Annotated in this window: 15 protein-coding genes; 13 read left to right on the forward strand and 2 right to left on the reverse strand. The window is 59.7% G+C overall.

Annotated elements, in window-relative coordinates; all coding sequences use genetic code 11:
• Positions 1-519 precede the first annotated feature (519 nt).
• The 11 genes from JMJ97_RS03805 (at position 520) to JMJ97_RS03855 (ending at position 13,875) form a co-directional block, all read left to right on the forward strand.
• Entirely contained in the window at positions 520-1,281 is a 762-nt protein-coding gene (locus JMJ97_RS03805) for a ferredoxin family protein (RefSeq protein WP_148332050.1), read from the forward strand.
• 343 nt (positions 1,282-1,624) lie between these two features.
• On the forward strand, positions 1,625-2,137 hold the full coding sequence (locus JMJ97_RS03810; RefSeq protein WP_215694763.1) for a PTS sugar transporter subunit IIA: 513 nt from the start codon (positions 1,625-1,627) through the stop codon (positions 2,135-2,137).
• An 18-nt stretch (positions 2,138-2,155) separates the two neighbouring features.
• Positions 2,156-3,010 carry a PRD domain-containing protein gene (locus tag JMJ97_RS09595; protein WP_260699219.1) on the forward strand — a complete coding sequence of 285 codons (855 nt, stop codon included), beginning with the start codon at positions 2,156-2,158 and terminating at the stop codon, positions 3,008-3,010.
• Between the two features lie 99 nt (positions 3,011-3,109).
• Positions 3,110-4,726, forward strand: a complete 1,617-nt coding sequence (locus JMJ97_RS03820; RefSeq protein ID WP_260699220.1) for a PTS transporter subunit EIIC — start codon at positions 3,110-3,112, stop codon at positions 4,724-4,726.
• Between the two features lie 3 nt (positions 4,727-4,729).
• The gene (locus JMJ97_RS03825; protein WP_117769499.1) at positions 4,730-6,112 is read left to right on the forward strand and encodes a 6-phospho-alpha-glucosidase; all 1,383 of its coding nucleotides are present in this window, start codon (positions 4,730-4,732) and stop codon (positions 6,110-6,112) included.
• A gap of 256 nt (positions 6,113-6,368) precedes the next feature.
• Positions 6,369-8,201, forward strand: a complete 1,833-nt coding sequence (locus JMJ97_RS03830; protein WP_260699221.1) for an NAD(P)-binding protein — start codon at positions 6,369-6,371, stop codon at positions 8,199-8,201.
• Entirely contained in the window at positions 8,195-10,006 is a 1,812-nt protein-coding gene (locus tag JMJ97_RS03835; RefSeq protein ID WP_260699222.1) for a [FeFe] hydrogenase, group A, read from the forward strand. Before JMJ97_RS03830 ends, JMJ97_RS03835 begins: the two co-directional genes overlap by 7 nt.
• Positions 10,007-10,008: 2 nt before the next feature.
• Positions 10,009-11,067, forward strand: a complete 1,059-nt coding sequence (locus JMJ97_RS03840; protein ID WP_260699223.1) for an ABC transporter substrate-binding protein — start codon at positions 10,009-10,011, stop codon at positions 11,065-11,067.
• A 3-nt stretch (positions 11,068-11,070) separates the two neighbouring features.
• Complete coding sequence (locus tag JMJ97_RS03845; protein WP_260699224.1) at positions 11,071-12,447, forward strand: ATP-binding cassette domain-containing protein; 1,377 nt, start codon at positions 11,071-11,073, stop codon at positions 12,445-12,447.
• 215 nt (positions 12,448-12,662) lie between these two features.
• The gene (locus tag JMJ97_RS03850) at positions 12,663-12,866 is read left to right on the forward strand and encodes a type II toxin-antitoxin system RelB/DinJ family antitoxin (RefSeq protein WP_196033998.1); all 204 of its coding nucleotides are present in this window, start codon (positions 12,663-12,665) and stop codon (positions 12,864-12,866) included.
• A gap of 88 nt (positions 12,867-12,954) precedes the next feature.
• The gene (locus JMJ97_RS03855) at positions 12,955-13,875 is read left to right on the forward strand and encodes a CPBP family intramembrane glutamic endopeptidase (protein WP_260699225.1); all 921 of its coding nucleotides are present in this window, start codon (positions 12,955-12,957) and stop codon (positions 13,873-13,875) included.
• A gap of 2 nt (positions 13,876-13,877) precedes the next feature.
• Here the strand turns inward: JMJ97_RS03855 and JMJ97_RS03860 are convergent, their stop codons facing one another.
• Positions 13,878-14,870 carry a helix-turn-helix transcriptional regulator gene (locus tag JMJ97_RS03860; RefSeq protein WP_260699226.1) on the reverse strand — a complete coding sequence of 331 codons (993 nt, stop codon included), beginning with the start codon at positions 14,868-14,870 and terminating at the stop codon, positions 13,878-13,880.
• Between the two features lie 153 nt (positions 14,871-15,023).
• Between JMJ97_RS03860 and JMJ97_RS03865 the strand changes: the two genes are divergently transcribed.
• On the forward strand, positions 15,024-16,502 hold the full coding sequence (locus JMJ97_RS03865) for a family 1 glycosylhydrolase (protein ID WP_260699227.1): 1,479 nt from the start codon (positions 15,024-15,026) through the stop codon (positions 16,500-16,502).
• An 11-nt stretch (positions 16,503-16,513) separates the two neighbouring features.
• Positions 16,514-17,884 carry a PTS transporter subunit EIIC gene (locus JMJ97_RS03870; RefSeq protein ID WP_260699228.1) on the forward strand — a complete coding sequence of 457 codons (1,371 nt, stop codon included), beginning with the start codon at positions 16,514-16,516 and terminating at the stop codon, positions 17,882-17,884.
• Between the two features lie 126 nt (positions 17,885-18,010).
• On the opposite strand, the gene JMJ97_RS03875 is transcribed toward JMJ97_RS03870, so the two are convergent.
• The gene (locus tag JMJ97_RS03875; protein WP_260699229.1) at positions 18,011-20,146 is read right to left on the reverse strand and encodes a YgiQ family radical SAM protein; all 2,136 of its coding nucleotides are present in this window, start codon (positions 20,144-20,146) and stop codon (positions 18,011-18,013) included.
• Between the last annotated feature and the right edge of the window lie 121 nt (positions 20,147-20,267).

Consider the following 20,267-nt stretch of genomic DNA (forward strand, 5'->3'; position numbering starts at 1 on the left):
TGCGAACCTCCAGTCCGGACCGCCCCACGGTCCAACTTTCTGTCCGCACCCCCATGGGCCCCATGGGGTGCGCCGTGCATTTTTTGGAGTATTCTGCAGTTCGAGTTGTCTGCATATGATTTGACGTCGCCAACGGTGGTTTTCGGATATCCCTAGCGAGCGTTCTGAGTCAGATTTCGTCGTTTTCCGGAGCAGGGGCGCGTCATTCTCGCCATGTCGGAACCCAAAATGACGCAGCGCCCTAAAGGTTTGCCCGCTCGGGGTATTGCTGGCGCGGTCACGTTGCAGAATACTCCGTTTTTTGCACGGGCCAGGATGGGGTACCTCGGGAGAACACGGCGGTATCCCGTAAATATATACAATCTGTACCGTAATTTATACAAAACGAAGAGGCAGACAGCGTAGGGTTGGTGCATTGGGGTGCTTGATGCACCAAAATGGGGATCCCACGTGCCGTATACTCTGGCTGGATGTGAAAACGGCTTGACGCGTTGCCAGACGTAGGGGGAGGGTGTCTCGATGAGCGTATTCGAAATTGTGTTTAGTCCGACGGGTGGAACGCAGAAGGTGTCTGGCCTTGTGGCCGGGGCACTGGACAAGAATACCGTTACCGTCGATCTGACCGATAGCGGGCTAGATTTCAGCGCTGTCTCGATGACTGAGGACGACGTGGCCGTAATCTCTGTGCCGGCGTATGCCGGTAGAATCCCGGCTGTGGTGGCTGACCGGTTGGGCATGGTTCACGGCAACGGAGCGCGGGCCGTTCTGGTGTGCGTCTACGGAAACCGCGCGTTTGAGGACACGCTCGTAGAGCTGGAGGACGTTGCGAAGCATGCGGGATTCCGGGTGATCGCGGCAGTTGCGGCCATTGCAGAACATTCCATTGCGCGACAGTTTGCTGCCGGTCGTCCGGATGCGCAGGATGCGGCGCAGCTTGCTGAGTTTGCTCAGCAAATTCAGCAAAAGCTGTTGGCTGAGGATGCGTCCGAGCCCTCTATCCCCGGCAATCGTCCTTATAAACAAGCTGGAGGTCACCGCATGGCGCCCGAGGCAACAGAGGATTGCGTCTCCTGCGGTGCATGCGCCGCGGCGTGCCCCGTTTGTGCTATCGACAAGGGTGACCCCAAACGAGCAGCTGGCGAGGCGTGCATCTCCTGCATGCGCTGCATCGCCGTATGTCCGCGAGGTGCTCGCAAGCTTGATTCCAGCAAACTATCCGCTGTTTCCCAGATGCTGAGCAAGGTTTGCGTCGTGCGGAAGGAATGCGAGCTCTTCATCTAGCGCATACGAAATTGGCGCAATGGGGCCAGGTTAATCTGCACCGACCTGGTGCAAACAAACCTGTCCCCAATGCACCAGAGCAAGGAGTGTCCCCGGGTGCCGGCAGAAAAGGAACGTCCCTAAGTACCGCATAAATACCGTTTATCGGAGAAAAAATACCGTTCGCCGGTCATAATGATTGTTCCGGCTTTGGGCTTGTCTACAATAACCCCCGTAAAAGAAATGCGGAAGGTTACCGAGTCCCCTCGGACGTGGGCCTAACCAAAGTCTTTGATCGCGAGCGTCTCAATGGGCGCATTCGATTGATTTTGGTTGGGCTATATTTATGAAGGGACATGTCACCATGGGTTTCTTTTCTCGCCTAATGGGTGGCTCGGATAAGCAGACGACTGCGGCTTCCGAGTTCGAAATCCTCGCTCCCGTTTCCGGCGAGCTTGTTCATCTAGAAAATACCAATGACCCCGCTTTTAGCAGCCGTGCAGTGGGCGATGGCGTTGCCGTGGTTCCCCAAGAGGGAACGGTGTGCGCTCCTGTTTCCGGCACCGTCGCGGCGCTGTTTCCGACTGAGCACGCGCTGGGCATCATGTCCGACGACAGCTCTGCTCAGGTGATGCTGCATATCGGAATCGACACTGTTAAACTTGAGGGCAAGGGCTTCCATGCGCTTGTTGCCCAGGGTGATCACGTTGACGCGGGCCAGCCCCTCGTCGAGGTCGATTTCGACGTGGTCCGCGCCGCCGGCTTCGATCCCACGGTCTTCGTTATCGTGTGCGAGCGTTCGGAGAACTCGACTCTTCGCGAGCATGCTTCCGGCCCTGTTGCTGTTAAAGAGCCTGTCGTTTGGCTTTCCGAGTAAATTCTTGTGGTGGGTACCGTGGTTATCAAGCGAGTTTTTAACAACAACGTCGCAATGGTCACTTCGGACGATGGCTCCGAGCTCATCGTCATCGGTCGAGGCCTCTGCTTTGGCCGTCATGCCGGCGATGCCATCGACGAGGCATCAGTCGAAAAGACCTACGCGTTGCAGGAGGGAACTTCTCAGGATTCGCGTACGATTGACCGCTTGGCACATCTTTTGGAGTCCATCCCCACCGTCAACCTCGTGATTTCCGAGGAAATCGTTCAGATGCTTCGTCGAGAGCTCAATGTCGACATCAACGATAAGATTCTCATCGCTCTCGCAGACCATATCAGCCTTGCTTTGGAGCGCGAGCGCAAGGGCGTCCCCTGTGAGAATCCGTTGCTGCTCGAGATCCAGCAGTTCTATCGCAAGGAGTATGCGCTTGCGGGCCGTGCGCTGCAGATTATCAAGGAGTACATGGGCATCCAGATGAGCGAGGAGGAGCAGGGTTTCATTACCTTGCATATCGTCAACGCCACCATGCCGCAGCGCTCTGACCGCCTGATTGTTTCGGTCCAGCTTGTTCGCGACGTGCTTGCGATTGTTTCCAAGCGCTATGCTACGACCCTCGATGACACCTCGCTGCCTTACGAACGTTTCGTTCGTCACCTGCAGTTTTTCGCACAGCGAGCGCTCGATCCTACGGCCGGGCAAATCAACGGAGACGCGCTGTTCCGAATCGAAGAAACGGCGTATCCGCGTGCATTCTCGTGTGCGGATGCCATAGCCGCCCACTTGTCGTCTACCTATAACGTTGTCGTTACCGATGCCGAGAAGAGTTATCTCGCATATCACATTGTTAACCTGCTTGGAGAACCTGGTCTCTAGGCATAACGTGCCCACACATCGATCGATATAAGGCAAGGCTCACGGTCTTGTCCAGGGCACATCTGTCTTAATTTGCGGAAAAGGAAGGGGAGTACCGCTATGACCGCAAAAAAGAAGTTCAATTTCAAAGCGCCGTTGGAGGTGTTCGCGAAGTCGATCGTCCAGCCGATGATGTATCTCTCGGTTGCCGGCATCCTGCTCATCGTGGGCATCATTCTGACCAACAAGACCATCTGCGCTTTGGTCCCCGTACTGGGCTCCGGTCCGTTCCAGCTTGTGGGCGCCGTTGTCTATCAGTCGCTGATGTTTATCATCAACAACCTCTCGATTCTGTTCTGCGTGGGCATCGCCGGCGCCATGGCAAAGAAGAACAAGGGCCATGCTTCGCTGATCGCCCTGATGTCGTTCTTCCTGTTCCTGCAGGCTAACAACATCGTGCTCAACGCCACCGGCTCTCTTGCCGATGCGAGCGGCATGCTCGGTCTTACCGGAACCGGCCAGGCCACCGTTATGGGCATCCAGGTACTCGATACCGGCGTGTTTGGTGGTATCATCCTTGGTTGCATCACCGGTGCCGTGTTCAACAAGTACTCGAACAAGCAGTTCCCCATTGCCCTTTCGATGTTCTCGGGCGTTCGCTTTCCGTTCCTGATCATGATCATCATTTCCTGGATCATGGGCGCTGGCTTCTGCATCGTTTGGCCTCCGGTTCAGGGTGCCATCTCCTCCGTTGCCGGCATCATTAAGGAGTCGGGCAACATCGGTCTGTTTATCTACGGCATGCTCAACAAGCTGCTCGTTCCCACCGGTCTGCGCCACCTCATCTACACCCCGTTCCAGTTCTCCGATGTGGGCGGCACCCTTACGCTGGGTGATCAGGTTATCGCCGGCGCCTATCCCATCCGTGTTGCCGAGATGGCAATGACGGGTCAGCCCTTCTCCGATAGCACCTACTTCAACAGCTATACCTTCAACAACCTGTGGCCCTACATCGGCATCGGTCTCGCCTTTATCGTCACCGCTTACAAGGGGAACAAGGACAAGACCAAAGCCGTTATCATCCCGCTGATCATCACCGCCGTGCTCTCCTGCGTGACCGAGCCCATGGACTTCCTCTTTGTCTTTGCCGCTCCCGTGCTCTTTGTCGTTCACTCGGTTCTTTCCGGCATCTTCCTGGTCCTGCTCAAGGTCCTCTCCGTGCCCGCTTCGACTGCAGGCGGCATCATCAACATCGTGGTCTCCAACCTGGTCCTCGGTGTCGACAAGACCAACTGGCCGGTTATGCTGGTGCTTGGAGTCGTCAACGCCGCCCTGTACTTCTTCCTCTTCACCTTCCTTATTAAGAAGCTCAACCTCCACACGCCTGGTCGCGAGGAGGAGTCCGAGCTCGCCGAGTCCGTTGCCGAGGGCGAGGCCGCCGCGTCTGTCGCGGTGAAGCAGGGCGCTGTTGCCGCGGCTCCCGCAGAGGGCGTCGATGCGGGCATTGCCGACCTGGTTGCAGGTCTTGGTGGCAAGGACAACATCGAGGAGCTCGAGAACTGCTTTACGCGTCTCCGCGTGAACGTTAAGAACCCGGACCTCATCAATGAGGACCTCATCAACCACGTGCCCAACAGCGGCATCAACCGCAACGGCAATAATATCCAGATCATCTTTGGCATGAAGGTCGCCGAGATGCGCGACAAGGTCGAAAACGCAATTGAGAAGGAGCAGTAAACAATGATCATTACTCTGTGTGGTGGCGGATCCACCTTTACCCCCGGCATCGTCAAGTCCATCGCCCTGCGCAAGGACGAGCTCGACGTTGACGAGATTCGTCTGTACGACATCAACGAGGAGCGCCAGCGCAAGATCGGCGTGCTCGTGGACTGGATTTTGCACGAGGACCTCGGCTTGGACATCAAGCTCACGGTGACCACCGACAAGAAGACGGCTTTTACCGACGCGAGCTTCGTGTTTGCCCAGATGCGCGTGGGCGGCTACGCCATGCGCGAGCAGGACGAGAAGATTCCGCTGCGTCACGGCTGCGTGGGTCAGGAGACTTGCGGTTGCGGCGGCCTTGCCTACGGCATGCGCACCATCTTCCCCATGGTCGAGCTGATCGATGACGTTGAGAAGTACGCCAAGAAGGACTACTGGATTCTCAACTACTCCAACCCTGCCGCCATCGTCTCCGAGGGCTGCCGTGTGCTGCGTCCCAACGCTCGCATCATCAACATCTGCGACATGCCGATCGCGATCATCGACGTGGTTTGCGCCGCGCTCGATATCGACAAGAAGGATGTCGAGTACGATTACTTTGGCCTCAACCACTTTGGTTGGTTCACCTCGATCCGCCACAAGGGCGAGGAGGTGCTCCCGCAGCTGCGCGAGTACATCAAGGAGCATGAGATTCTGCTGCCCGACTCTTACCTCAAGGGTATGGGCTCGCTCATGGCAAAGAAGCCCGAGGAGGCCGTCGACGAGCACCCCGAGCAGAACCGCCACACCAAGGGCAGCTGGTACTACGTCTGGAAGGGCGAGTACGAGATCATGGAGTGCTTCCCGGAGTACCTGCCCAACACGTATCTGAACTACTACCTGCAGCAGAAGGAGTTCGTCGAGCACTCCAACCCCGAGCGCACCCGTGCTAACGAGGTTGAGGAGACGCGTGAGAAGAACCTCTTTGATGGTATCGACCATTACGAGAAGACGGGCGAGATCGACGAGAGCACGTTCTATGCGGGCAGCCACGGCGACTGGATTGCCGATCTGGCTATCGCTCTGAAGAACGACACCAAGCAGCGCTTCCTGGTCATTTGCGAGAACAAGGGCGCCATCCCCAACATGCCCTACGACGCTATGGTCGAGCTGCCTGCCTACATTGGCAAGAACGGCCCCGAGGTCATCAGCCGCGACAACATTCCGCTGTTCCAGCAGGGCCTCATGATGCAGCAGCTGAACTCCGAGAAGCTCATTGTCGAGGCTACGATCGAGGGTTCGTACGAGAAGGCGCTTAAGGCCTTTACGCTCAACAAGACCGTGCCGTCGATGAAGGTCGCCAAGGAGGTTCTCGACGACATGATCGAGGCCAACAAGGGTTACTGGCCCGAGCTTAAGTAAAAGCAACAGGGTCGCTGGCCGCATGCCTGAAGCAATGCCCCGCCCACGTGATTGCGTGGGCGGGGCATTGTCGTTTGGTAACGCGTTTTATCAAATATGGCATTTATCTGCGGTAATGTTCTATTTCACCGCTGAGGGTGACATTTTATACCGCCTGCCGAACCGTATGGAGACCTCACAACTTTTTAGGTCAGTGTTGTGCGTGTAGCAATTTCGCCCGGCCTCGCCTCCGGGCTGCCATGTGAGAGGGGATCTTATGGCTCGACTGCACGTAATGGAACGCAGCCACGCTCAGGCCGTCATGGACGACCTGCACGATGCACTCGGACGTCGTCTGGCGGTGAGTTCGCTCGCCCCGTGCCCCGTCGAGTTTACGGCGGCGCTCGTCAACCTGTGCTCCACCCAGAGCTGCGGCAAGTGCACGCCCTGCCGCGTGGGCCTGAGCGCGCTGAGCGACCTGCTCGCCGATGTGCTCGAGGGCCGCGCCGACGAGTCCACACTCAACTTGATTGAGCGCACGGTCCGCACCATCTATCTTTCGAGCGACTGCGCCATCGGTTACGAGGCCGGCGCCATGGCACTCACCGCCATCCGCGGTTTCCGCGATGATTTTGAGCACCACATCCGCGAGCACTCCTGTGGCTTTGACCGCGAGGCCCGCGTCCCGTGCGTCTCGGGCTGCCCGGCGCACGTCGACATTCCCGGTTACATTTCGTTGGTCGAGGCCGGCCGCTATGCCGATGCCGTCAAGGTCATCCGCAAGAACAACCCGCTGCCGCTCGTCTGCGGTTTGGTGTGCGAGCATCCCTGCGAGATGCACTGCCGTCGCGGCATGGTCGACGATCCCATGAACATCCTCGCCCTCAAGCGCTTTGCCGTTGAGCACAGCGACCTCAACGATTACAAGCCCAGCGTGGCCGACAACACCGGCAAGCGCATCGCCGTGATCGGCGGCGGCCCGGCCGGCCTTTCCTGTGCCTACTACCTGGCCGTGATGGGCCATAAGGTGATCATCTTTGAGCAGCGCCACCACCTGGGCGGCATGCTGCGCTACGGCATTCCCAGCTACCGTCTGCCGCGCGAGCGCCTGCAGGCCGAGATCGACTGGATCTTGAGCGCCGGCATCGACGTGGAACTCGACCACTCCGTCAATGGCGAGGAGCTTGCCCGCCTGCGCGACGAGTTCGATGCCGTCTACCTGGCCATTGGTGCCCATAGCGATAAGAAGCTCGGCCTTCCGGGCGAAGAAGCGCCCGGCGTGGAGTCGGCCGTCAAGATGCTGCGCGCCATCGGCGACGACGAGCTGCCCGACCTGAGCGGTCAGCGCGTGTGCGTCATCGGCGGCGGCAACGTGGCCATGGACGTGGCGCGCTCTGCCGTGCGCTGCGGTGCCGAAAAGGTGAGCATCGTCTACCGCCGTCGCATCTGCGACATGACGGCCCAGGATGCCGAGATTGCCGGCGCCCAGGCCGAGGGCTGCGAGGTTCTTGAGCTCACCGCACCGCTCGCTATTGAGACGGGCGAGGAAGGTCGCGTGAGTGGCCTGCGCGTGCAGCCGCAGATTATCGGCGAGCCCCGTCGTGGGCGTCCGGCCCCGCGTGCCGCCGCCACGCCCGAGCGCGTCATTCCCTGCGAGCGCGTGTTTGTGGCCATTGGCCAGGACATCGATTCCAAGCCGTTTGAGGAGATGGGCGTTGCCTGCAAGTGGGGCTGCATCGTCACCGATTCGGATGGCGCCGTGCCTAACTTCGATGGCCTCTTTAGTGGCGGCGACTGCCAGACTGGTCCCGCCACCGTCATCCGGGCCATCAACGCCGGCCGCGTTGCTTCGGCAAATATCGACCGCTATCTGGGTTTTGACAACAAGATCAAGCTCGACGTTGAGCTGCCGACCGTGCAGTTTAAGGGCAAGCACGAGTGCGGCCGCTGCGAGCTGGGCGAGCGCGAGGCCGGCGAGCGCATCCACGATTGGAATCTGGTCGAGCAGGGCCTTACCGAGGAGGAGGCACGCCAGGAGGCAAGCCGCTGCCTGCGTTGCGACCACTTTGGCTTTGGCGCGTTCCGCGGAGGGAGGAACCTGGAATGGTAGAGCCCAACAACCCCACTGTCAGCGACAACACCGAAAGCGGAGCACTCAACATGGTCAAGCTCACTATCGATAATTGCGAGGTCGTGGTGCCCGAGCACACCACGATCCTGGACGCGGCCAAGTCCGTCGGTATCCAGATTCCCACCCTGTGCTACCTGCGCGATCTAAACGAGATCGGCGGCTGCCGCGTGTGCGTGGTCGAGGTTGAGGGCTGCGACCAGCTGGTTGCCGCCTGCAACAACTACGTGCTCGACGGCATGGTGGTCCACACCAACAGCCCCAAGGCCCGCGAGGCGCGTCGCACCAACGTGCAGCTGCTACTGTCCCAACACGACTCGCGCTGTACGAGCTGCGTGCGCAGTGGTAACTGCAACCTGCAGACCATCGCCAACGACCTGGGCATCTTCTATCTGCCGTACGAGCAGCACCTGGCGCGCGAGGGCTGGGACTTCGATTTCCCCATCATCCGCGATAACGACAAGTGCATTAAATGCATGCGCTGCATCAAGGTGTGCGAGAGCGTGCAGGGCTTAGGGATTTGGGACCTGACCAACCGCGCCACGCATACCGCCGTGGGCACCCGCGGGCGTGCGCCGATCGGCAAGACCGATTGCGTCGCGTGTGGTCAGTGCATCACGCATTGTCCGACGGGCGCCCTGCGCGAGCGTGACGATACCGAGACCGTGTTCGACGCCATCGCCGATCCCGACAAGATCGTGCTGGCGCAGATTGCGCCGGCCGTGCGTAGCGCCTGGGGCGAGGAGCTCGGCATTCCGCGCGATGAGGCCACCGTCGAGCGCCTGGCCTGTGCGCTGCGCCGCGTGGGCTTTGAGTACGTGTTCGACACCGATTTCTCGGCCGACCTCACCATTATGGAGGAGGGCTCCGAGCTGCTCGAGCGCCTGGGTAAGGCCGCCAAGGGCGAGGGCGACAGCCGCAGCTGGCCCATGTTCACGAGCTGCTGCCCGGGCTGGGTACGCTTTGTGAAGGCGCGTTACCCCGAGTTTGTCGACAGCCTGTCCACGTCCAAGTCGCCGCAGCAGATGTTCGGCGCCATCGCCAAGACCTACTACGCCAAGGTGCTGGGCGTGGAGCCCGAGCGCCTGTTTGTGGTGTCCGTGATGCCGTGCACGGCCAAGAAGGCCGAGTGCGCGCTGCCGAGCATGGTGGGCGAGGACGGCACGCCCGATGTGGACGTTGCACTGACGGTGCGCGAGATGGTGCGCATGGTCCGCGCGAGCCACGTGAGCGTGGATACGCTGGTTGAGGAGCCGCTCGACACGCCGCTGGGCTTTGGCACGGGCGCAGGTGTGATCTTTGGCGCCACGGGCGGCGTGATGGAGGCCGCCGTGCGCTCGGCCTATTACCTGGTGACGGGCAAGAACCCCGACGCCGACTTCTTTACCGATGTGCGCGGCCTGGACGGCTGGAAGGAGGCCGTGGCCGATATCGATGGCACCAAGGTACGCGTCGCCGTGGCGCACGGGCTGGGCAACGCCGCCCGCCTGCTCGACGCGATTCGCGACGGCCGTGTGAGCTATGACTTCGTTGAGGTTATGGCGTGCCCGGGCGGCTGCGTCGGTGGCGGCGGTCAGCCCATTCACGACGGCTGCGAGCTGGCAGCCGAGCGCGGTCAGGTGCTGTGGGGCCTGGACGCCGCTGCGGACATTCGCTTCTCGCACGAGAACCCCGATGTTCAGGCATGCTATCGCGAGTTCTTGGGTGCGCCGCTCTCGCCGCTGGCCGAGGAGTTGCTGCATACCGACCATCATGCGTGGACGATGCCCAACGAGGGGGCGTGCTAGCGATGCGTGCGTTTGATGCTGAGATGACGCGCCGAGGATTTGCCTCGGCGCTCGCCGCGGGCGCCCTGTCGCTTGCGCTCGCGGGCTGTGGCGGCGGGGCTGCCGGTGCCGGGTCTGCCGCGGGCTCGGCTGCCGGGTCTGCCGCTGACGGTGCCGCTGCCGAGCCGGTTGAGGTGCACGTCGCCTCGCTCAAGGGTCCGACGTCGATTGGGCTGGTGCAGTTTATGGACCAGGCGGCCGACGGTGCCACGGACAATGAGTTCGACTTTGCGATCAACACTGCCGCCGACGAGATTGTGCCCAAGGTCATTCAAGGCGATATCGACATTGCCCTGGTGCCGGCCAACGTGGCGAGCGTGCTCTACAACAAGACCGAGGGCGCGGTGCAGGTCATCGACATCAACACGCTGGGCGTGCTGAACGTGGTGACGGGTAACGCGGACGTTACTTCGTTTGGCGATCTGGCGGGCCATACCGTCTACATGACGGGCAAGGGCACCACGCCGGAGTACGTCATGAACTACCTGTTGGAGCGCGCGGGCCTGACCGGTCAGGTGGCGCTCGAGTTTAAGAGCGAGCCCACCGAGGTGCTGTCGGCCCTGCTTGCCGATCCGTCCGCCGTGGGCGTGCTGCCGGAGCCGTTCAAGACCGCTGCCATCGCCAAGAGCGAAGGCAGGCTGTCGGCGCCGGTGAGCCTGACCGATGTGTGGGACGAGCTGGCAGGTGACACGGGCTCCCGTTTGCTGACGGGCGTGACCGTGGTGCGTCGGGCCTTTGCCGAGGAGCATCCCGAGGCCGTGGCGGAGTTCTTGCGCTGCCATGAGGCGAGCGTGAAGGCCGTCAATGCGGCGCCGGCGGACTGGGCTCAGGCCGTGGTCGATGCGGACATCGTGGATAACGCCACGATTGCCGAAAAGGCGATTCCCGGGTGCATGCTCGTGTGCCGGACGGGGAAGGATATGAAGGCGGCGCTCGGTGGGTACCTGCAGGTGCTGGCCGATGCGGACGCGAGCGCCGTGGGTGGCAAGCTCCCGGCTGACGATTTCTACTACATGGAGTAGCCCGTGCGTGCGTTTGCTCGACAAATGACGGAGCGTATGAAGGCGGTGGCGGCAGCGGGTGCCGTCGCCGCCTTTTGGCTTGCCGCGTGGATGCTGGTGGCGGCGTTGGTAGCGCAGCCGCTGATCTTGCCGGGGCCGGGTGCTGTTGCCTTGGCGCTGCTGCGCCTGGTGTGCGATGGCGGCACCTGGACGATTTTGGCGGGCTCGGGCGCGCGAATACTGGGCGGGCTGGCGCTTGCCGCGGTGTGTGGTGGCGTGCTTGCCGGGATTTCGTCACGGTCGCGGGCGTTCGCGCACTTGGTGGCTCCGGCGCTGTCGTTTGTAAAGGCGACGCCAGTCGCCTGCGTGGTGGTCCTGCTGCTTATTTGGTTGGGATCGGCGCGCGTGAGCATCGCCGCTGTCTTTTTGATGGCGCTGCCGGGCGTGTATTTTTCGCTGGCCGAGGGCTTGGCACGGGTGAATAAACCGCTGGAGCAGATGTTCCGTCTGCATGGCGTGCGCGGCTGGCGCCTGTTTTGCGCCCATACCTGGCGCGAAGTCCTGCCGTTTGTGCTTTCGTGCGCCCGCGCCGTGATCGGCATGAGCTGGAAGGCCGGCGTGGCAGCCGAGCTGATCGGCATGGCGGTGGGCACCGTGGGTGAGCGCATCTATCAGGCAAAGCTTTTGATTGAGACGGCTGATTTGCTGGCGTGGACCGTGCTGGTCGTTGCCGCCTCGTGGGCGTGTGAGCGCGTGCTGGTGTGGCTGCTGCGGGTTTCGGGACCCGTGGCGTGGCGCGCGGCCGTGCGGGCGCATGGGCATGGACTGCGCGGGCGTGCGGGGGCTGCGAGCGATGGCACTGCAGCGGAGCTTGCGCTTGCCGTGGGCGATCGTGCGCCGTGGGCTCCGGCACTGGACGGTCTGGCGCTCAACGTGCCCGCGGGCGGGCGTATCTGTGTGATGGGTGCTTCGGGTGCGGGCAAGTCGACGCTGCTTGCGCTAGCGGCGGGGGAGTCCGCGCCGTGCTCGATGGTGTTTCAGGATGCACGCTTGGCCGAGTCCGCCTCGGCGCTGGATAACGTGCTGGTGTGCGCCGATGCGCGCGTGGATGCTTCGAGCGCCGCGGCATTGCTGCGCCTGCTGGTGCCGGGAGTCGATGTGGATGCTCGCGTGGCCGAGCTTTCGGGCGGGCAGCGCCGTCGCGTCGAGATCGCTCGAGCCCTGCTGTGCCCGGGCGGCGCGGTGATTCTTGACGAGCCCTTTACCGGCCTGGATGCCGCCGCGCGCGATGCGACGACCAAGGTCGTGCTCGACCTGCTCGACGGCCGCACGCTCTTGCTTGCCACGCACGACGCCGCCGACGCTCAGGCCCTCGATATCTCGGACATCATCACGCTCTAAAAACTAACTCAGCAACAAAATGATTCGTTTTCCTCCGTCCCCATGGGGTCTGGTGTGGTATTCTATCTGCGGGGTAATACTTAGGAATATCAAGTAATACCAACGCCGCAGAAACAAACTCCAGATGCGGGTCAATCGGGTTGCCTTCACAGCCCGTCGCCCAGCCGCGTGGCCCGCATCTATCCGCACCACCGTCGTTTCAAAAAGGAAGCGCCATGGCAGAACACATGACCCCCGTAGTCGCGAAGGTCTTGCCCGAGGAGAAGGCAGCCTTCGCGGCGGCAACCCAGCTCGTGGGCACCACGCCGTCCAACGCCATCCGCATGTTTATCGCCGCGTTCAATCGCTGCGGCACCTTCCCGTTCGACATTTCGCCCAACGGGGCCTTTGGCGCTGCGCCCGATTCTCGTCAACAATGACCGTCCCAAACTGCCGGCACTTGGGGACGTTCCTTTTCTGCCGGCAGTTAAGGAACGTCCCTAAGTGCCGGGTTTTGAGGAGGTTGGCATGCTCAATGCGATGATTTGGGCGCTTGCCTGTTTTGGTGTTGTTGCTGCCGATATAGCCCTGAGCGTGGTTCTGTTTTCAGCTCTCGATGCCGTGTCGGCGCTGACGGGTTTCCCGATCGACAATCTCGATATCCAATGGTTCCAGGCTGCCGCGCAGATGGCGTCGTTTTTGATGGCACTGCTGTGGTGGCGTTATCTGTGGCCGCGCTCGTTTATGGCGCGCTGGCAGGGCGAGCGCCCGCTTGGCGGGGGAGCAGGCAAAGCATGGAGGCGCATTGCCTGCGTTATCGTGATCGGCCTTGCCCTGCAGGTGGTCGTTGGCTACGTGACCGACGCTGTGCTGTCGCTGTTGCCCGAGGCGGCGGCCGATTACAGCGAACTTGTCGAGGAGACGGGCATGGGCGAAACGAGCTATCTGGCCGTCCTGACCACGGTGATCGGCGCTCCGTTTTGCGAGGAGCTGCTGGTGCGCGGTATCATTTTTGAGTTTTCGCTCCGAGCATTTAACCCGCAGTGCCGTCCGCTCTGGAAGCGCCGGCGTCGTGCGAGCGCGCAGGGCGGCGCCATGGTGCCCTGGGCGGCCCCAAGCACGTGGGGTATCGCAGCGGCGATTGTACTGCAGGCGGCAATCTTCGGTTTTATGCACATGAATTGGGTACAGGGTTGCTACGCGGGTGCCGCCGGCCTCATCTTCGGTTGGGTGCTCGTGACGACCGGAAAGCTCCGCTACACGATCCTACTGCACTTTGCCTTTAATTCCGGGTCGTATCTCATGACGTTGCTGTGGTTTGTGAACACGCCGCTCGACGTGGCAGTCACGGTTGCCATCGCCGGCTTTGTGCTGGTAGAGGCGATGCGCTCGCTGCTCCGGTCGTGCATTCCTGCGCCACGCGAAGCTGATCGGCCTGATTATCAATGACTTTAACTAGACCGATGCGCCCTGAATACACCTGGCGTTTCGCCGAATGCTTCTTTGAATTTTGAGTAAAAGAATGACATGTTGGAGATGCCGACTTTTCGGGCTACATACTGCACGCTGCGCTCGGTGTTGTTGAGAAGATATGCCGCCTCTGTGAGCTGCTGGTTGAGCTTGATTTGCGAAAACGTTTTGCCGGTTTTTTGCTTGATCAAGCTGCTGAGATAGCTGGTGCTATAACCCGTATCGCTCGCAATGCTTTCGAGCGTGCAGTCGCCGTAGCTTCGCTCAATATGATTCAGAATCGACACGATGCGCTCGTCCGACATGATTGCCTGGTTATCAGTTGCAGAGCGTCGGTACAGTCCTCGAATGAGAACAAGGAATAGGCTGACGGCGAGGTGCCTCATGAGTTCATTAGAGTAGGCATCTTTAAAGTGATATTCGATAAAGAGCATCTCGATGAGGCGTCGCGCATGTCGGGCGTATTCCTCTGGGAGAATGAGATATTTGCGGGCCTCACGGTTTTTGGACACAAAATCAAATAGGAGATTCGTTAATGGTGACGCGCCGGGTAGCTGGCTCAGGAACAACGAATCGAACATTTCTTTTTTGAAGACGATTGAAATGACGATATCGTGCTCGCCCTTAACGTACGGAACGCTTCTGACTACGCCAGTGTTGCAAATGAGCACGTCACCCTTTTTAAGGAGTAGTCGCCGTCCGTTGACGATAAACGTGCAGACGCCGTCGTACACGTAGTTGAGCTCCATATCCCGATTGATATGAGGAGGAATGTCGGTAAAGCGCGACTCCTTGATAAGGCCCACGGGGTTTTCGTCGAGAGTTTCTTTCCAATCAAACAGATAGACTTCTTCGCCGTTAATGGTTGTGGTTTCCACCCTGTTATATCGCGGGCTGAGCTCTCCCGGATGCGTGCGATGCCACTCTTCGGTCTCGGTATGCGTATAGAGCAGCTGTTTGAGATTCGAATCCATGGGGTGCTCCAGGGGTGAACGGTAGAATCGATGCCTTAAACGGTAATATATCTAAAAAAATGTTATAAACCCACGTTTTCTATGCGATATCTTATGCATCTTGTTCTTCCTAGTATTGGGTTATCCGCTGGAGCATCCGATCAAGGAGGGCAAATGAGCAAGTTAAAACATGGGTTTGACTCCGACTTTTTATGGGGCGGAGCCATATCGTGCTCGCAGGCCGATGGCGCTTGGAATGAGGGCGGAAAGGGAAAGTCGACGCAGGATTGTCGATGGCTGGATGGTACCTGGACTCATGACCAGATTGAGGACAAGCATCAAAACAACCCCTTCTGCCATGACGAGCTAATGAACGCTCTCGCAGATGATGGCGTTGAGTTCTACCCGTTTAGGCGTGGCAACGACTTCTATCATCACTATCGTGAGGACATCGCGCTTTTTGCGGAGATGGGTCTCAAGCTGTTCCGCACCTCTATTTGCTGGAGCCGAATCTATCCTAACGGAGATGACCTTGAACCTAACCGCGAAGGCATCGAGTGGTATCGAAGCATGCTGGGTGAGTGCAAAAAGCACGGCATTAAAACCTTCGTCACCATGCTCCACTATGACATCCCGGTAAATCTTGTCACCACATATGGGGGATGGAAGAATCGCAAGACGATTGATTTCTTTGCCCGCTATGTCGAGACAATCGTTACGGAATTGGGCGATCTGGTCGATTTCTGGCTGCCTTTTAACGAGTTCAATGCAGCACGTTTTTCGCCTTGGGACGGGGTCTGTCTGGTCAAAGACGAAGAGGGGGAGAACTTCGATCGAGCCATCTTCCAGTGCCTGCACCACGAGTTCGTTGCCAATGCGCGTGCCGTCGAGATTGTCCATCGTCTTTCGCCCGATACTCCCGTTGGCGGCATGATCGCTCGATTCTGTACGTATCCCGCCACCTGCCGTCCCGAAGATAACATGCAGGCTATTCACGACGACCAGTATTCCAACTGGTTCTATACGGACGTGATGGCTCGTGGAAAATACCCCGCTTATATGAATCGCTATTTCGATGCGTGCGATATCGAGATTCAAATGGAACCGAGCGATGAAGAGCTCATCGCTCGCAACACGGTCGACTTCCTGGCCTTCTCGTACTACTTTTCCCAGGTATCCACCTGCGATCAGGGATGGGAGAAGACTGCGGGTAATCTGGTCATGGCAAACAAGAACCCTTATCTCGAGACGAGTGAGTGGGGCTGGCAGCTCGATCCCATTGGTCTGAGGGTTACCCTTAACCAGATGTATGACCGCTATGGGCTGCCCCTGTATATCGCCGAGAACGGCCTCGGTACATCTGATGTAGTCGAGGAGGATGGCAGCATCCACGACGAGTATCGAATCGATTATTTGCGCCAGCACATAAAGTGCCTTAAGGAAGCAGTGATCGATGGCGTTGACGTGCGCGGATACATGATCTGGGGATTCATTGACCTTGTTGCCTGCGGTCCTCTTACGATGGACAAGCGCTACGGGCTTATCTATGTCGATCTGGATAATTGCGGCAACGGCACTGCGGAGCGCTCGCGTAAAGACTCTTTCTATTGGTATCAGAAATGTATCGCCACTAATGGCGAGGATCTTGGGTAGGAGTGATTGCTGTGGCAGACAAGAAGGAACTGGCCGCTCGTGTCCTCGAGCTCGTGGGCGGCGCCGATAACGTTGTTATGGCAACGCACTGCATTACAAGGCTCAGATTCAACCTGAAGGACGATAGCAAGGCAGACCTGGAGGCCCTTAAGACGCTTGACGGCGCCTTGGGCGCGCAGGTTAAAGACGGGCAGTGGCAGGTTATCATCGGCGCCAGCGTGGGGTCGGTATATGACGAATTGGAGCCCATGCTAGGCGACAGGATGGGTGGCGAGGTCTCCGCCGACGCCGAGCAGCCTGAGCTCCAAAAAGGTTCGGCTCGCGTATTCGATATCATCACCGGCATCTTCTCCGCTATCATTCCCGCACTGGTGGCGGGAGGCATCGTAAAGGGCATCCTGGCTGCTATCGCGGCTTTTGGAATCGACACGGGTGCCGGCGACTTTGCGATATTCAATATGATTTCGGATATCCCGTTCTACTTCTTGCCGTTTTTGCTGGCAATGTCTACAGCTGATAAGTTCCGAGTCAACCGTTCGCTTGCGCTTTGTGTTGCCGGATCGCTGATGTACCCGACCATTGTCAACGCTGTCGGTACGGGCGAGGCGCCTCTTGCGCTGTTCGGTTTTACGGTGCCGATTTTTAGCTACGCCGATTCCGTGTTCCCGGTTATCTTTGGCGTCATTGGCTTGTCTTTTGTATATCGTGCAATCGACAAAGTCGTGCCGGATCTTTTTAAGCTCGTTGTCGTTCCGGCGCTCTCCCTTGCTATCGTGATTCCCGTCAACTTGTTTGTGCTCGCTCCGATTGGTGCCTGGTGCGGTCTTGGTCTTGCCAACGGTATCGTTTGGCTATTCTCGACGTTAGGCCCCGTTGCCGGTTTTCTGCTGGGCTTCTTTATGCCGCTTATCGTGCTCTTCGGCATGCATCAGTCAACGAGCCCTATCCAGATTTCCAATATCGCAACGCTTGGGTATGACTATCTGCTCCCGATCTCTTTCTGCCATAACCTCGCCGAAAGCGGTGCGTCTTTTGGTGCAGCCCTGCGCATGACCGACGAAAAGCTCAAGTCCGCTGCAATGACGTGCGCCTTCTCAGCATTTATGGGAATTTCCGAGCCCGCCTTGTTTACCGTTCAGGTTCCTAACAGGACTCCGCTTATCGCTGCGATGATCGCGGATGGCATTGGCGGTGCGCTTACCGTTGTTCTCGGCGCAAAGTGCTTCGGCTTTGTTATGCCCGGCATTACCTCGTTGCCCGTTTATGCCGATCCAAGCGGCAATCCCATGAACCTGATCATGATTGTCGTCTGCATCGCTTTGACTTGGGTTATCTCTGCGGCGCTCTCGTTTGCGCTCTATGGTCGTTTCGACAAAAAGTAACGACGTTTTGAGATAGACAATATTAATCGGCCGCTCGCCGGGGAATCGTTCTGCGACGCCCCGGCGAGCGGCATTTTATTGGTGGGGCGTGTCGTGTCGCCAACGGCGGCATGCCGCCTCGCCGCGCTAGTTGCGGCGACCGCCTCCGTTGGCGCCCTGACGCCCCTGTGCCGCGCGGTTGCGGCCTGCGGTGTTCTGCGCACGCGACATGCCGCTGTGCCCCTTGCTGCCCTTAGGCCCCTTGCCAGCGGCGCCACCGTGGGCCTTGCCGCCCTTCTTGCCTGCGCCATGCCCACCGCCAGCAGACGTCTCGCCCGGGCGCGGCGGCACGGGACGGATCAGGCAATGCTTGGTGTAGCCGATCAGGTCGCGACGGCCAGCCTTTTCCAGCGCCTCGCGTACCAGCTTGTAGTTCTCGGGCTTGCGATACTGGATGAGCGCGCGCTGCATGGCCTTCTCGTGCGGGTCGCGCGCCACATAGATCGGTTTCATGGTGCGCGGGTCCACGCCGGTGTAGTACATGCACGTCGACATGGTGGACGGTGTGGGGTAGAAGTCCTGCACCTGCTCGGGCATGTAGCCCATGTCGCGCACGGCCTCGGCAAGGTCCACGGCTTCCTTCATGGTCGAGCCGGGGTGGCTCGAGATCAGATACGGCACCACGTACTGCTTGAGTCCGTATTCGCGATTCAAGCGTTCAAATTTACGGCAGAATGCGTCGTAGACAGCTCGGCTCGGCTTGCCCATCACGGACAGTACCGCGTCGCTCACGTGCTCGGGCGCTACGCGCAGCTGGCCCGAGACGTGATGCTCCAGCAGCTCGCGTAAAAACTCGTCCGAGGCATCGGCCATGGTGTAGTCAAAACGGATGCCGCTGCGGACGAAGACCTTCTTGACGCCCGGCAGCTGGCGCAGGTCGCGCAGCAGCTGCGTGTAGCCGCTCTCGTCGACCACCATGTTCTTGCACACACTCGGCCATAGGCAGCGCTTGTTCTTGCACACGCCGTGTTTGAGCTGTTTGTCGCAGGCAGGGCGGCTAAAGTTTGCCGTCGGTCCACCCACGTCGTTGATATAGCCCTTAAACTCGGGGTCGCGCGTGAGCAGCTCGGCTTCGCGCATGATCGAGTCGTGGCTGCGCATCTGCAGCACGCGGCCCTGGTGGAAGGTGAGCGCGCAAAACGAGCACTCGCCAAAGCACCCGCGGTTGGAGCTGATCGAAAACTTGATCTCGGCAAAGGCCGGCACGCCGCCCGCCGCGTCGTAGTCGGGATGCCAATCGCGTGCGTAGGGGAGCTCGGCCACCTCGTCCATCTCGTCGGTGGTGAGCGTCGCCGACGGCGGGTTCTGCACCACATAGACGCTGTTGGGGTAGGGCTCTACCAGGCGGTGTCCGGTGATGGGGTCCATGTTCTGCTGCTGCACGTTAAAGCTGCGCGCGTAGTTGAGCTTGTCGGCGGCAAGGTCGTCCCAGCTGGGCAGCAGGTCGTAGTCGTAGACCTCGTCGAGCGAGCTGGTGCGGTAGACGGTGCCGTTAATATAGGTAATCTGATCGATGGGCAGCCCCGCGTCGAGCGCATCGGCGATCTCGACGATCGCGTGCTCGCCCATGCCGTAGATGAGGATGTCGGCGCCCGAGTCGAGCAATACCGAACGCTTGAGCTTGTCCTGCCAGTAGTCGTAGTGGGCCAAGCGGCGCAGGCTTGCCTCGATACCGCCGATAATGATGGGGGCATCCTTAAACGTCTGACGGATAAGGTTGCCGTAGACCGTGACGGCACGGTTGGGGCGGCGCCCCTCCTCGCCACCGGGGGTATAGGCGTCGGTGTGGCGGCGGTGCTTGGTCACCGAATAGTGGTTGACCATGGAGTCCATGTTGCCGGCGCTGACGAGAAAGCCCAGGCGCGGCTCGCCGAGCACGCTGATGCTGGCGGGATCGGTCCAGTCGGGCTGGCAGATAATGCCCACCTTGTAACCGTGTGCATCGAGTACGCGGCTGATGATGGCCATGCCAAAGCTGGGATGGTCCACGTAGGCGTCGCCGCAGATATAGACGAAGTCGCACTGGTCCCAGCCGCGCGCGTCCATATCGGCGCGGCTGACGGGGAGAAACTTGTCGCGGCCCGGACGCCAAGGGCGTGAGGGCGCTGCTGGGGTATGCGTGGTGTGTCCACCCTGCGCCTTACCGCCGCGCTTTTGCTGCTGGCTCTGTTTGCCCTGCTGACTGCGCTGGTTGTTCTGAGCGTGCTGAGGCTTTTTTGCCACGATCCCTCCCGGTGTTTGTATGCTGCACGTAATTGTAACCAGTCTTTTTGGGACGGGGCTAAAAAGACTGGTGGAGTACATGAGCTGGCGGATCGGTGTGTCGATGCGGGCGCCGTACCCA

It is taken from the genome of Collinsella aerofaciens (assembly GCF_025289055.1).
Taxonomy (GTDB): domain Bacteria; phylum Actinomycetota; class Coriobacteriia; order Coriobacteriales; family Coriobacteriaceae; genus Collinsella.